The sequence below is a fragment of the Pseudomonas sp. P2S-1 genome (assembly GCF_057197725.1).
The window spans coordinates 141,032-155,191 of sequence record NZ_CM170068.1; the positions used below are offsets into that span (position 1 = coordinate 141,032).

11 protein-coding genes are annotated in these 14,160 nt (G+C 64.1%); 7 read left to right on the plus strand and 4 right to left on the minus strand.

The window, feature by feature from the left end; translation table 11 throughout:
• Nucleotides 1-11 precede the first annotated feature (11 nt).
• Nucleotides 12-1,445 (plus strand): aldehyde dehydrogenase, encoded by a 1,434-nt coding sequence (gene aldA, locus AC2CQI_RS00720; RefSeq protein ID WP_484578786.1) that lies wholly within the window; start codon nt 12-14, stop codon nt 1,443-1,445.
• 109 nt (nt 1,446-1,554) lie between these two features.
• On the opposite strand, the gene AC2CQI_RS00725 is transcribed toward aldA, so the two are convergent.
• Both AC2CQI_RS00725 and AC2CQI_RS00730 read right to left on the minus strand, forming a co-directional pair.
• Complete coding sequence (locus AC2CQI_RS00725; RefSeq protein ID WP_484578787.1) at nt 1,555-3,447, minus strand: sigma-54-dependent Fis family transcriptional regulator; 1,893 nt, start codon at nt 3,445-3,447, stop codon at nt 1,555-1,557.
• A gap of 181 nt (nt 3,448-3,628) precedes the next feature.
• Nucleotides 3,629-4,066, minus strand: a complete 438-nt coding sequence (locus AC2CQI_RS00730) for a hypothetical protein (protein WP_075803574.1) — start codon at nt 4,064-4,066, stop codon at nt 3,629-3,631.
• Between the two features lie 309 nt (nt 4,067-4,375).
• Between AC2CQI_RS00730 and feaR the strand changes: the two genes are divergently transcribed.
• From feaR to AC2CQI_RS00760, 6 genes are all read left to right on the plus strand, one after another.
• On the plus strand, nt 4,376-5,308 hold the full coding sequence (gene feaR, locus AC2CQI_RS00735) for a transcriptional regulator FeaR (RefSeq protein WP_075803572.1): 933 nt from the start codon (nt 4,376-4,378) through the stop codon (nt 5,306-5,308).
• Between the two features lie 169 nt (nt 5,309-5,477).
• Nucleotides 5,478-7,595, plus strand: a complete 2,118-nt coding sequence (locus AC2CQI_RS00740; protein ID WP_484578788.1) for a PQQ-dependent dehydrogenase, methanol/ethanol family — start codon at nt 5,478-5,480, stop codon at nt 7,593-7,595.
• Between the two features lie 83 nt (nt 7,596-7,678).
• Entirely contained in the window at nt 7,679-8,539 is an 861-nt protein-coding gene (locus AC2CQI_RS00745; protein ID WP_484578789.1) for a transporter, read from the plus strand.
• 248 nt (nt 8,540-8,787) lie between these two features.
• Nucleotides 8,788-10,806, plus strand: a complete 2,019-nt coding sequence (locus AC2CQI_RS00750) for a TonB-dependent receptor family protein (RefSeq protein WP_484578790.1) — start codon at nt 8,788-8,790, stop codon at nt 10,804-10,806.
• A 111-nt stretch (nt 10,807-10,917) separates the two neighbouring features.
• Nucleotides 10,918-11,358, plus strand: coding sequence for a lysozyme (locus AC2CQI_RS00755; protein ID WP_484578791.1), 441 nt, complete (start codon nt 10,918-10,920; stop codon nt 11,356-11,358).
• 45 nt (nt 11,359-11,403) lie between these two features.
• Nucleotides 11,404-12,279 carry a LysR substrate-binding domain-containing protein gene (locus AC2CQI_RS00760; RefSeq protein ID WP_484578792.1) on the plus strand — a complete coding sequence of 292 codons (876 nt, stop codon included), beginning with the start codon at nt 11,404-11,406 and terminating at the stop codon, nt 12,277-12,279.
• A 146-nt stretch (nt 12,280-12,425) separates the two neighbouring features.
• Here the strand turns inward: AC2CQI_RS00760 and AC2CQI_RS00765 are convergent, their stop codons facing one another.
• Both AC2CQI_RS00765 and AC2CQI_RS00770 read right to left on the minus strand, forming a co-directional pair.
• On the minus strand, nt 12,426-13,259 hold the full coding sequence (locus AC2CQI_RS00765; RefSeq protein ID WP_075805754.1) for a bifunctional allantoicase/(S)-ureidoglycine aminohydrolase: 834 nt from the start codon (nt 13,257-13,259) through the stop codon (nt 12,426-12,428).
• Between the two features lie 130 nt (nt 13,260-13,389).
• The gene (locus AC2CQI_RS00770; RefSeq protein ID WP_484578793.1) at nt 13,390-14,025 is read right to left on the minus strand and encodes an START domain-containing protein; all 636 of its coding nucleotides are present in this window, start codon (nt 14,023-14,025) and stop codon (nt 13,390-13,392) included.
• Nucleotides 14,026-14,160: the final 135 nt, after the last annotated feature.

Sequence of the window (14,160 nt, forward strand, 5' to 3'; positions counted from 1 at the left end):
GAGACGTGCAAATGACTGACACCACTTACCAGAATTACATCGGCAACGCCTTCGTGCCCAGCGACGAGTTGATCGAGGTACATAACCCGGCCAACGGCCAGTTGCTCGGCCGTGTGCCCCAGGGCAGCGGCGCCCAGGTCGAGCAGGCCATCGCTGCCGCGCGCCAGGCCCAGAAAGCCTGGGCTGCGCGGCCGGCCATCGAGCGTGCCGGCTATCTGCGGACCATCGCCAGCAAGGTCCGTGAACACACCGAGCGCCTGGCGCGGATCATCACCGCCGAGCAGGGCAAGGTGCTGGAGCTGGCGCGGGTCGAGGTGAACTTCACTGCCGACTACCTCGACTACATGGCCGAGTGGGCACGGCGCCTGGAAGGCGAAGTGCTGAGCAGCGACCGCCCCGGCGAAAGCATCCTGCTGCTGCGCAAGCCCCTGGGCGTGGTGGCCGGGATCCTGCCGTGGAACTTCCCGTTCTTCCTGATCGCCCGCAAGATGGCGCCGGCCCTGCTGACCGGCAACACCATCGTGATCAAGCCGAGCGAGGAAACCCCGATCAACTGCTTCGAGTTCGCCCGCCTGGTGGCCGAGACCGACCTGCCGGCGGGGGTCTTCAACGTGGTCTGTGGCACCGGCGCTACCGTCGGCAACGCACTGACCAGTCACCCGGGCATCGACCTGATCAGTTTTACCGGCAGCGTTGGCACCGGCTCGCGGATCATGGCCGCGGCGGCGCCGAATATCACCAAGCTCAACCTGGAGCTAGGCGGCAAGGCCCCGGCCATCGTGCTGGCGGACGCTGACCTGGAGCTGGCGGTCAAGGCCATTACCGCGTCGCGGGTGATCAATACCGGGCAAGTGTGCAACTGCGCCGAGCGGGTGTATGTCGAGCGCAAGGTGGCGGATGCCTTTATCGAGCGCATCGCCGCGTCCATGGCCGCGACCCGCTACGGTGATCCGCTGGCCGAAAGCGGCCTGGACATGGGCCCGTTGATCAACCAGGCAGCATTGGACAAGGTGGCGCAGATGGTGCGTACCGCCAGCGGCCAGGGCGCGCAGGTGATCAGCGGCGGTGCGGTGGCCGATCTTGGCCAGGGCTTCCACTACCAGCCGACGGTGCTGGCGGGGTGCTCGGCGGATATGGAAATCATGCGCAAGGAGATCTTCGGGCCGGTGCTGCCGATCCAGATCGTCGATGACCTGGACGAGGCCATCGTGCTGTCCAATGACAGCGAGTACGGGCTGACTTCATCGATCTACACCCGCAGCCTGAGTGCGGCCCTGCAGGCGACCCGTTCGCTGGACTTTGGCGAGACCTACATCAACCGGGAGAACTTCGAAGCCATGCAGGGCTTCCATGCCGGGACGCGCAAGTCGGGGATCGGCGGGGCGGATGGCAAGCATGGGTTGTATGAGTACACCCATAGTCATGTGGTGTATATCCAGGGCTGACAGTCTGGTTGTTGCTGATGGCCTCATCGCTGGCAAGCCAGCTCCCACAGGGATCGCATCCACCGCAGACCCTGTGGGAGCTGGCTTGCCAGCGATGAGGCCATCAGCTTCAAAGCCGGTCATTGGGCTGTACCAACCCCTGCTTTTTCATCTGCCGATACAGCGTCGACCGCGCCACACCCAGCTCGCTCGCCGCCGCACTGATATTCCACCGATGCCGACGCAAGACTTCCAGCAGCCCCGTCCCTTGAGGGGTGTCGACTGACACCGCAGGACTGCCCCGCAGCAATTCCTCCGGCAGACACTCCACCTCGATACACCCATCCTCCGCCAGTGCCACTGCATAGCGCAGGGCATTGAGCAGCTGCCGGACATTTCCGGGCCACGGCGCATCGAGCAGGCTCTGCCGCGCCTCGGCGGTCATCCGCGCGCCCTGTGCCGCAACCAGCTCGTCCAGCAATTGCCCACGGTCACTGCGCTCGCGCAGCGGCGGCAGGCGCAGGTGCATGCCGTTGAGGCGGTAGAACAGGTCTTCGCGAAACCCTTTGTCGCGCAGCATCGCCTGCAGATCCTGGTGGGTCGCACAGACCACCTGGATATCCAGCGGCACCGGCGCCGGAGCACCGATCGGGCTGATCTCGCGTTCGGCCAGCACCCGCAGCAGGCGCGTTTGCAGGTGGGCCGGCATGTCGCCGATCTCGTCGAGAAACAGCGTGCCGCCATTGGCCAGTTCCAGCTTGCCCTTCATGCCCTTTTTCTCGGCGCCGGTAAAACTTCCGCCGCGGTAGCCGAACAGCTCGCTCTCGATCAGGCTCTCCGGGATCGCCGCGCAGTTGAGCGCGACAAAAGGCCCGGCCCGGCGTGCACTGGCCTGGTGGATGGCCCGGGCAAAGGCCTCCTTGCCGGTACCGGTCTCGCCGGTAATCAGGATGGCGATGTCCTTGTCGATGACCTTGCGCAGGCGGCGCACGGCCTGTTGCAGGGTCGGGTCGGCGCCGGCCAGCCGTTCCAGGTCCGGGTGGCGCGGTGGCTGTACTTTTGCCGGCGCAGGCGTTGGCCGGTGCTGGGCCGAGGGAATGCGCAGGCTCAGGTCCAGCAGCGCATCGTCATGCAGTGCACGCAAGCGCAGGCCGCGGGCGCCGCCGTTGGTCAGACGCAACAACTCATCGACGCCCATCGGCAGCAACTGGTCGATCAGGCTGCCCGGCAACGTGCGGCCCGCCGGCTGGTGGTGAGCGACAAAGGCTGCGCGGTTGGCGCCGATTACCCGGCCACTGTCATCCAGGGCCAGCAATTGCTCGTTGGCCAGGTCGGCGATCTCGTCGATCGGCTTGAGCGAGAGGGTGAGGCGGTCCCGATAGCTCTGGCGGAAATGCGCGTTCTCGATCAGGCGCGCGTAGAGGATCACCAGTTGCAGGGTCAGGTACTGGCTTTCCTTGGGGCCGTCGTTGTTCAGGCAGGTGGCGTTCAGGCAGCCGCGCAACAGGCCCTGGGCATCGAAGATCGGCGCCACGGAACAGCTCAGGCGGGCATTGGCATCGAGGAAGTGTTCCTGGCGATGGATGATCAGTGGCTCGGCTGCGGCCAGGGTGGTGCCAATGCCGTTGGTGCCGGCGATGGACTCGTCCCAGCGCGCGCCGACCACCAGGCCCGAGCGGCTGTAGGGGGTGTGTGCGCTGGGCAGGCGGGCGTCGAGGGTGATGCCGTGCTCATCGCTGAGCAGCACCGCGAAGCCGGCCGGCACCACGCGCCGGGCCAGGCCGCTGACGCCCTGGCTGGCAATGTCGAGGTACTCCTGGTGTTGCTGCTGGTGGCGGCGGATGTCCTCGGCGCAGAGGATGTCCAGGCGGGTAGCGGTAGCCGGGTCGAGGTGGTGTTGCACGACACTGCGATACCAGGACTGGGCGATGACCCCGTCCGGACGTATCCGGCGCTGCGGGAAATGCTCGTTGACGAAGGCCGCGAGTTCGCTTGGGTGAGGCTGCGCGCTATGCCGGGTCATGAACGGCTCCGTGTGGCGTGCTGCTGCGCGAAGGCAGGCACGGCGATCTTGTTATGGATGCAACCGGCCGTGGCCGTTACGGCACCTAAGATAGCCGCTGATGCGCAACAGTGCCATGCCGGCCCCGCCCGTGGGCGGGGCCGAAATCGTCAAACCTGTTCGAACCGTTTATTCGGACGTTTTACTGGGGGACCATGGTGAACTTCGGGTAGTGGGTTTTCACGCTCGAAAAACCGACCTTGTAGAACTCCAGGGTGACGGCGGCGTTGGCCAGTTCTGCCCAGAGCAGTTGCGCCTTTTGCAGGTCGGTGAGCCCGGCCCAGCCGGCAAACGCCGCTCGTGTCGAGACGATGACCGGTGGACGCGAGGTCAGGTCGAGGATCCTGCTCATCCGCAGGACGTCCGTCTGCGTGGTGTTGTTGCGCTCGAAGCGGATGTAGCAGTGCGCCGGCAGGTCCCGGCGGTTCTGCGCCCCAGCCGCCAGGGCCGCGCGGGTCTGGAGCACCGCCATGTCGCTCTTGTCGGAGTGGAACACCGACTCGATCAGGCTCCCGCCCAGCCTGACCAGGTTTTCCACGTCGTCACTGCTGATGGACTCGATATAAAGCTCGCCAGCCATGCTTGTCTCCTTGAGTACCGAGGGTTGAGGTTGCAGATCCGGTGCATGAGCTTGCGCGAATTCGCCACGCCTTTCCATGCGCGTGCAAAGTTTATCGGTTGGCCGAAGCGCGGCTTGAGAGACAAAAACCGGCGCAGGGACGTTGTCACGGCCGGGGAGGGACGCGCTCCCTTGCCGATGAAGGTCCAGTCGCCACTATTCGATATGATACTTTTTAAGGTTGTCATGGTTTAAAGTGGTGTCGCTACGCGGCTTGATCTCTTCGAAATTAGATAATATGTTAATTAAATAACAAGATCGGAGGATGCCATGTTCCTGTCATCGAGCGAGCAGATCGGCTTCGAACGCTGGTGTCAGTCCCTGCGCAGTATCTGCGGTAATTTCAGTACGCTGCCTTCCAGCCTGACCCGTCATTTCATCGGCGAGATCCACAGCCAGACCATCGGCGCCCTCGACACCGCCCACATCCGCACCAACGCCCGCCTGATCAGCCGCGAGCTGATAGGCGTCGACAGCGACGACAGCCATTGCTTCCTGATCTACCAGCGCAGCGGTCGCCAGCGCATTCGCCAGGCCGGCATGGAAGTCGAACTGGGTCCGGAAGACATCGCCCTGGTGGACTCGGCGCGGCTGTTCGAGATCGAGCCCCTGGGCCTGGTGGAAAACATCTCCGTGCACCTGTCGCGGGATATCGTCACCCGCCAGTTCAAGGGCGATAACCTGTTCGGCAAGCTGTCGCGCAACAACGTGTCGAGCCGCATGGTGCGTTCGCTGGTGCAGTCGATCGGCATGCTCGGCGATGGCGCGGCCAACGGTGATGACGGCCAGGCGATCCAGAATGCCCTGGTGTCCCTGGTGCTGCCGGCGATGTCCGGGCAGACGCAGGGGGAGGGGCATTTGCTGGAGAGCAACAGCCTGTTCGCCACGGCGCTGCGCCTGGTGGATGAATCCCTGCAGGACATCGACCTCGGTCCTGCGTACCTGGCGGATCAGTTGCACACCTCGGTGCGCAGTCTGTACCGCTTGTTCGAAGAACACGGCGAGAGTGTCTCGCGGTACATCCTGCGCACCCGCCTCACCAAAGTGGCCCATGACCTGTGCTGCCACACTTTGCGTAGCCAGTCGATCACCCAGATCGCCTTCAAGTGGGGCTTCGTCGATGTCGCCCACTTCAGCCGGGCGTTCAAGCGGCAGTTCGAAGTCTCGCCCCGCGACTACCGGGCCCACGCCTTCCAGGTCTGAGCATTGGCAGGAAATGCCAACTGCATTGGCGGTGTCAGTCAAGCACCGCCCCGCGGCAAAACCTCTAATACCTCTACGTAGCGCAACGCCTGCTATTGCGTGACCTGCGGGGGCAGCCTGTCCCGCGGGCGCATAACAACAATAAATGTGTCGCTGGAGTCCGAAACACATGAAAACCCTCTTTCTCCTGGCGGGTCTGCCCTTGCTGCTGTCGACCCTGCATGCCGTGGCGGCCGACAGCCCGCTTCCCGCGGCCGCGCAGGTCGATGCGAAACGCCTGACCAACGCCAACCTCGATCCCGGCAACTGGATGAGCCACGGTCGTACCTACGACGAACAGCGCTACAGCCCGCTGGACGCCGTCAACGACCAGAACGTCGGCCAGCTCGGCATGGCCTGGACCACCCGCCTGGACATCGACAGCGGTACCGAAGCCACGCCTATCGTGGTCGATGGGGTGATGTACACCACCGGCGCGTTCAGCATTGTCTATGCGATGAATGCGGCGACCGGCGAGATGCTCTGGAAATACGACCCCCATGTGCCGCCGGAGAACCTCAGCCAGGGCTGCTGCGGCCCGGTCAACCGGGGTGTCGCGGTGTGGAACGGCAAGGTCTATGTCGGCAGCTTCGACGGCCGCCTGATCGCCCTCGACGCAGCGACCGGCAAGGAAGCCTGGTCGGTGGACACCATCATCGATCGCAGCAAGAGCTACTCCATCACCGGTGCGCCGCGCATCGTCAAGGGCAAGGTGCTGATCGGCAACGGTGGCGCCGAGTTCGGCGTGCGTGGCTACGTCACTGCCTACGATGCCGAGACCGGCAAGCAAGCCTGGCGCTTCTACACCGTGCCGGGTGACCCCAAGCTGCCGCCGGAAAACCCCGCCATGGCCATGGCCATGAAGACCTGGACCGGCGACGGCTGGGTGAAATGGGGCGGTGGCGGTACGGCCTGGGACTCCATGGCCTACGACCCGGACCTGGACCTGCTGTACATCGGCACCGGCAACGGCTCGCCGTGGAACTACCAGTTCCGCAGCCAGGGCAAGGGCGACAACCTGTTCGTCTCGTCGATCCTCGCCCTGCGTCCGGACACCGGTGAATACGTCTGGCATTACCAGGTCACCCCGCAGGACCGTTGGGACTACACCGCGACCCAGCACATCATCCTCGCCGACATCAAGGTCGACGGGCAGGTGCGCAAGGTCCTGATGCAGGCGCCGAAGAACGGCTTCTTCTACGTGCTCGACCGCACCGACGGCAAGCTGCTGTCGGCGAAGAACTACGTGCCAGTGAACTGGGCCAGCGAGATCGACCTGAAGACCGGCCGCCCGGTGCTGACCGGTGCAGCGGACTACTCCAAGGAGCCCAAGGTCGTACAACCGAGCTTCCTCGGTGGGCATAACTGGCACCCGATGTCCTACAGCCCGAAAACCGGCTACGTCTACATCCCGGCCCAGCACACCCTGGCCGAGCTGAAGGCGGCGAAAGAGCCGATGTTCTTCCCGAACAAATCGGTGCTCAATTTCGGCCTCGACGTACCGGACCTGCCGGAAGACCCGAAGACCTTCAAGCAGATCCGCGATGCCTGGACCGGCGAACTGATCGCCTGGGACCCGGTCAAGCAGGCCCCGGCCTGGAAGCAGGAATACGCCAGCGCCGGCAACGGCGGCACCCTGAGCACTGCTGGCAACCTGGTGTTCCAGGGCACGGCGGACGGGCGGGTGGTGGCCTACAGCGCCGACAAAGGCGAGAAACTCTGGGAGCACCGGGCCAACTCCGGAGTCATGGCCGGGCCGATCACCTACACCGTGGGCAAGGACCAGTACGTGGCCTTCTCCGTCGGCTGGGGCGGGATCCTGCCGTTGCTGACCGGCTCGCTGACCAACAAGGCCAAGGTCCAGTCCGAGTCGCGGATCATCGCCTTCAAGCTGGGGGCCAAGGGTGAACTGCCGCCGCCGAAAGCGGCCCCGGTATTCCCCAATGTCGAGCTGAAACTGACGGCTACGCCGGAGCAACTGGTGCAAGCGCGCAACCTGTTCAACGGCCTGTGTGCAGGTTGCCATGGCCTTAACGCGGTGGCGGGCGGTGTGGTCCCGGACCTGCGCTACCTGACGAAAGAGAAGCACGAAGCCTTCCCGGCCTTCGTCAGCGGCGCCCTGATCTACCGCGGCATGCCGAATTTCTCCGACATCCTCAAGCCGCAGGACATGGAGCTGATCCGTCAGTACCTGGTCAAGCGCACCCATGACCTTCAGGCCGATCTGAAGGCCAACGCCGCCAACTGAGTCCGGTTCATTAACCAGGCGACCCCGGAAACGGGGTCGTCCGGGGCTCTGCACGCCAACAAAAACAACAACGAGAGTTCACCATGAAGACCTTCAACGCCTCGGCCCTCACGGCCGGCCTCGCACTGTTCGGCACTTCCTTGACGGTCCTGGCAGACGTCAAACCCGATCCCGGCGACTACACCGCGCTGCCCAAGGGCACCGACGTGGTGGTGCTGTACCAGCAGAATCCGCGGGGCGACAAGGTCTACTCTGGCGGCAAGAAGGTCGCCGACGACCTCGACCTGGACATGACCGTGGGTGTGCTGCGTCTGATCCACTTCACCGACTTCTTCGGCACCGGCTACACCTGGGATCCGCAGATCGTCATTCCCTTCGGCCAGCAGGATATCGGCGCGACCCACACGAAGAATTCCGGCCTGGGCGATATCACCTTCGGCGGCACGCTGTGGACCATCGGCGACCTGGAACGCAACGAGCACCTGGGTTGGTCGGTGTTCTTCACTGCACCGACCGGCAGCGACAAGAACGAAGGCTTTGCCCTCAGCAACAACCGCTGGGCCGTGGATTTCCAGGTCGGCTACATCAAGGGCCTGACGGACAGGATCACCTGGGATGTGATTGCCGAGGCCGAGTTCTACCAGGACCAGCGTTCGACCGATGCAAAGAAGGACACGCTGCTGCAGTTGCACAACCACCTGCGCTACAACTTCACCCAGGACACCTATGCGGCGGTGACCTACCGGCATAACTGGGGCGGGCGCGAGACGCTGGACGGGGTGACCCTGGCCACCAGTCGAGACAATGGCACCGTCGGGTTCACGGTGGCGACCATGGTCAACAAGCAACTGCAGGTGATGGGGCAGGTGATGCACGACACCTCGGTGCGGGAGGGGGTGAAGATCGATAATTCGTTGCAGTTCAGGTTGGCGTATTTCTATTGAGATCCGTTGGGACCGCTTTGCGGTCCTTCGCGGGCAAGCCACGCTCCTACAGACGATCGCGTCGCTCTTGTAGGAGCGTGGCTTGCCCGCGAAGGGCTGCGAAGCAGCCCCAAATTCTCCCTGACACTCCTACTTTCGACCCCCAACCGAAGTACCCCAACCCCCGGCCCCAAGCCTGATAGCCCTATGCCCACCCGCCCGTTTATGGTCCACTCAGCCCCACCTTGCCGGCCTCGATGGAACGTCCTATGAACAACAACGAGCGGCAACGCGCCGCACACCGCCGTGCTGCCCTTGGCGCACTGCTCCTGACCAGCACCGGCGCCTTTGCCGACACTCCGAGCGAAGTCGACCCCGTGGTGATCAGCGCCACCCGCAGCGGCGACGAATGGGCCCAGGCGGCCTTGTCCGCCAGCGTCGTCGATACCGCCGACAGCCGCGGCGAACAGGCGCTGACCCTGGGCAACCTGCTCTCCAGCGTGCCAGGCGTAGTCGTGCAAAGCCGCTACAACGCCGCCCAGGGCCTGCGTCCGGCAATCCGTGGATTCGGCTCGCGCTCCAGCTTCGGCGTGCGCGGCATTCGCGTGCTGGTGGATGGCGTACCGCTGACCATGCCCGATGGCCAGACCGAACTGGACGGCTTCGACCTCGGCCTGGTCGAGCGCATGGAAGTCCTTCGTGGGCCCGCCGCCGTGCTCTATGGCAATGGTGCCGGCGGCGTGCTGGCGATCGAGACCCGCGAGCCGGGCGACCGTCCGGGGGTGTCCGGTGATGTCAGTTTCGGCAGCTACGGTTTCCGCCGGCAGAGCGTCGAAGCCAGTGGTACCGAGGGCAATTTCGGCGCCCTGGCGGCGGTCAGTTCGACCCAGTCCGATGGCTATCGACAGCATGCCACCAGTGAAGCCAACAGCCTGACCGGCAAGCTGCGTTGGTGGGGCGAGACGGGGCGTCTGGGGCTGACCTTGCACGCCCTCGACAATCGTTCGGAGGATCCGGGTGGGCTGACGCTCGATCAGGTTCGTGCCGATCGCAATCAGGCGCGGCCGCAAAGCCTCAGCTTCGATTCCGACGAACGCATCCGCCAGCAACGCCTGTCGCTGGTCTGGGATGGTCAGCCGCTGGGGGAAGATACCTACCAGATTCGCAGCTATGTCGGTCAGCGCGATTTCGAGAATCGCCTGCCGCTGGCGGCCAACGGCCAGACCAGCTACGAGCGCCTGTTTGGTGGTGTTGGCGCCAACTACACCCATGTCGCCGACTGGTTCGGCCTCAGGCACAAGCTCACCTTCGGCGGCGACCTTGAATCCCTGCGCGATGATCGGGATCGCAACAACAATATCGTCGGCGGAGAGAAGGGTGCGTTGACCTCCCGTCAACGTGAAGAAGCCCGCAGCCTTGGTCTGTTCGTCGAAAGCCAGACCGAACTCACCGACGACTGGCTGCTCAGCCTCGGCCTGCGTCATGACACGGTGCGCCTGAGCGTCGACGACCGCTACCTGCGGGACGGTGACGACTCCGGCAAGCGCAACCTGCGCGACCTCAATTACAGCGTCGGGCTCAGTTACCGGCTGGATCCGTCCCACACGATCTATGCCCGTGTCGCGACCTCTTTCGAGACCCCGACCGTCAGCGAACTCGCCAACCCCAATGGCGGTGGATTCAACAGCAGCCTGGAGCCGGCGGAAGCGCTCAACCAGGAGATCGGCTTCAAGGGCGAAACCGCGCACTGGCGCTACGAAGCGGTGGTCTACCGCATCGACACCCGCGACGAACTGGTGCCCTACGTCGACGGCCGCACCTTCTACCGCAACGCCGGCTCCACCCGCCGCGACGGCCTGGAGCTCAGCGCCCGCTGGCAGCCCGACGAGCACTGGCAACTGAGCACGGCCTACAGCCTCAACGACTACACCTACCGCAGCTTCGAGAATGCCGACGGCAATCGCTTGCCTGGAATTCCAGTGCAAAGCCTGTTTGGCGAAGTGTCCTACAGTCGCGACAACTGGTACGCACGGGTCAATACCTCGCTGTATGACCGGCAGTATGCCGACAGTGGCAATACCGCCCGTGTCGGCGGCTATGCACTGGTCAACCTTCGGGTGGGCATGCAGTTGCAGGGCTGGGCGGAGAATGTGGAGCCGTATGCCGGGCTGGATAACCTGACGGACCGGCGCTATTACGACAATCTGCGGATCAATGACAGTGGCGGGCGCTACTACGAACCGGCGCCGGGGCGGACGGGGTATGTGGGGGTGAAAGTCCGGTTCTGAGGCCTGTACCGGGTGCGGCGATAGGTAGCGGCTTAGTGCTATCACGCTGCCCCATGTCTGAAGTAGTCTTGGCCGAACGTTGTCCCTCACTTTCTTGCAAGGAGCTGGCACATGCGACTGTCCCCGACGGGTCTGGACCTGATCAAACGCCGTAACGGCCTGACCCTCAAAGCCCGGCAGGACACTGCCGGCACCTGGTTCATCGGCTATGCCCACTATGGTGATGTCAGCGAGGGCATGGAAATCACCCAGGCTGAGGCCGACGCCAAGCTGGAGCATGAACTCGGTCGCTTCGAGACCCATCTGGCCGGGATGCTGCAGGTCCCGGTGAGCCAGGGGCAATGGGACGCGCTGCTGATGCTGATGTTCGACTATGGCATCGCGCGCATCCGCAGCTCGATCCTGATCCGTCACGTCAATGCCGGTGAATTCGAACGGGCAGCTGCGGAGTTCTCCAAATGGGTCCAGGTCCGTGGCCGTCCGGATATCCAGATGGTCAAGCGGCGGGATGTCGAGCGGCATCTGTTCCTGCAGGGCTCGCAGGTGGCGTGAGGGCGTGTTAAAACCTCGGGGGTCATTCATTCTGTAAATGCCCCCATGCCGCCCATTGCAAAACCCACTAGAACCCTCTTCGACCTCGACCTCCTGCGCGCCATCGTCGTGGTCGCCGATTGCGGCAGCTTCACCACCGCTGCCTCCCGCCTGCATTCAACCCAATCCACCATCAGCCAGAAGGTCCGTCGCCTGGAAGACATGGTCGGTCACCGCTTGCTCGAACGCGGCAACCGCGAGGTCCTGCCCACCGATGCCGGCCAGACCCTGCTCGGCTACGCCCGCCATATGCTGGCGGTGAACGACCAGATGCTCGAAGCCTTGGCTGGCGCGACCGTTGGCGTCACCGTGCGTCTTGGCGTGCCCGAGGACTTCGTCGGGGGCCGCACCACCAACGCCTTGTCCGCCTTCAACCGCAAGCATCCCGAGGTCAAGCTGGAAGTCACCAGCGGCCTGTGCCGGGATATCGCCCAGAGCTACGACAACGGTGAGCTGGACCTGGTCCTGTTGAAGCAGCGGCGCAATGGCCGGGAAGGGGTGGCGAACTGGGCGGAGGAACTGACCTGGATCGACAGCGCGAAGAACCCGGCGCTGCAACTGGACCCGATCCCGCTGGTGACTTTTCCGCCTCGTGGGCTGTACCGCGACGAGATCATCAATGCCGTGGAGGGGCTGGGGCGGCGCTGGCGGATTGCGTTCACCAGTTCGAGTTTGAGCGGGATCCAGGCGGCGGTGGCGGACGGGATGGGGATCAGCCTGCTGCCTCCGCGGGCGGTGACCGGGGATCATCGGGTGCTGGGTGACGGGGATGGGCTGCCGGTGGTGGACAGCTATGAGATCGTGGTGGTGCATCGGCCGACGGCGGAGCCGATGGTGAAGGAATTGGGGGTGGTGCTGGCGGGGTTGCTGGATCAGGAGTAAGTGTTGACCTTGAGGGCCTCATCGCTGGCAAGCCAGCTCCCACAGGGTCCGAGTCGCTGCAGCGATGGGGCCCTCATAGGCACTCATAAAAAAAGCCCGCCATCCACCGGCGGGCTTTTTCATTCAGGCTGCGAGCCCAACACCACTCAACGCTTCGGGTTCAGCGTCAGGTGCACGTTGCGGTTCACATCCTTGTACAGCAGGTAGCGGAACGGGCCAGGGCCACCGGAGTAGCAGGCCTGCGGGCAGAAGGCGCGCAGCCACATGAAGTCGCCGGCTTCCACTTCGACCCAGTCCTGGTTCAGGCGGTATACCGCCTTGCCTTCCAGGACGTACAGGCCGTGTTCCATGACGTGGGTCTCGGCGAACGGAATCACGCCGCCCGGCTGGAAGGTGACGATGTTGACGTGCATGTCGTGACGCATGTCAGCCATGTCGACGAAGCGGGTGGTGACCCAGGCGCCGTCGGTGCCCGGCATCGGGATCGGAGCGATGTCCTGTTCGTTGGTGACGAACGCTTCCGGATGCGCCAGGCCTTCCACGGCTTCGTAGTGCTTGCGAATCCAGTGGAAGGTGACGTTGGCGTTGCTGTTGTTGCGCAGGCTCCATTCGGCCGCCGGCGGGATGAAGGCATAGCCACCAGGCTTCAGAGTGTGGTTCTTGCCCTGCAGGGTGATGTCGACTTCACCTTCGACGACGAACAGCACCGCTTCGGCGTTCTTGTCCAGCTCAGGACGCTCGCTGCCGCCTTCCGGGGCAACTTCGACGATGTATTGCGAGAAGGTTTCGGCGAAACCGGACAGCGGGCGGGCGATGACCCACATGCGCATCTTGTCCCAGAACGGCAGGTGGCTGGTGACGATGTCACGCATCACGCCCTTGGGGATGACCGCGTAGGCCTCGGTGAACATCGCACGGTCTGTCAGCAGCTCGGTCTGAGCCGGGTGCCCGCCGTGAGGGGCGAAGTAGGATTTGGACATGGACAGTCTCGGATGTTTGTTGTTGTGACCCCGGGACCGCCTGTAACGGCCGTTCTACCGGGGCTGCCGCTCTACAGTATGAGCATCGCGGTGCATCCACAAATTAAATGTTGGAATTCGTGGTATTTGATTACTGAATGGGTTGCGCGGTGTCATCCGCACTGTGAATGCCCTGGCGCTCGGCCACGGCGCGCAAGGTTTTCAGGGTGATCATCGGCGCGTCGATGACGAACTGGTTGGCCAGCCAGGCCGGAATGTCGCCGGCAGGGTCGGCCTGCATTTCGTAGGTGACCTCGGTTTCCCGTTCGCCCTTGGGGACCATGCGCCAGATGCCTTGCAATTGGGTCACGCGGACCTGCCCGGGTTCCCGCGGGACACGGCCGGGGAGGGCGCTGAGTTCACGGGTCAGGCTGCCGTCATCGCTGCGCTCGCTGTGCACCTTGAGCACCATGTCGCGGGTGCCGGCGGGCCAGGGCAGGGCGGTGGTGAGGTAGACGAAGGTGTCGGCGCCCTCCACGCCCAGCAGGCGCATGTCGGCGCAGGCGTAGAGCCATTTGCAGGCGACCCGGAGGTTTTCCTGGAGATCGCTGAGGGTGCGCACGTCGGCCTTGATCGTGGTGACGCCGCGGAAACTCTGGTATTTCGAGCCGGGGACGTCGCGCAGGTAGACCTGGATGCCCGCTTCTTCGTGGGCCAGGTGCCAGGGCCCGGCGGCCTGGGTGCTGGTGAGGAACAGGGCCAGGGTCAGGAGAATGAGGCGGGGCATGGTGGGCTGTCTGGGGTGAATGGCTGACAGGTGAAGAATAGGCGGATTTTGTGTTGTTTTTAATGGCCTCATCGCTGGCAAGCCAGCTCCCACAGTGTCCGCGGCGCTGCCGAACCCTGTGGGAGCTGGCTTGCC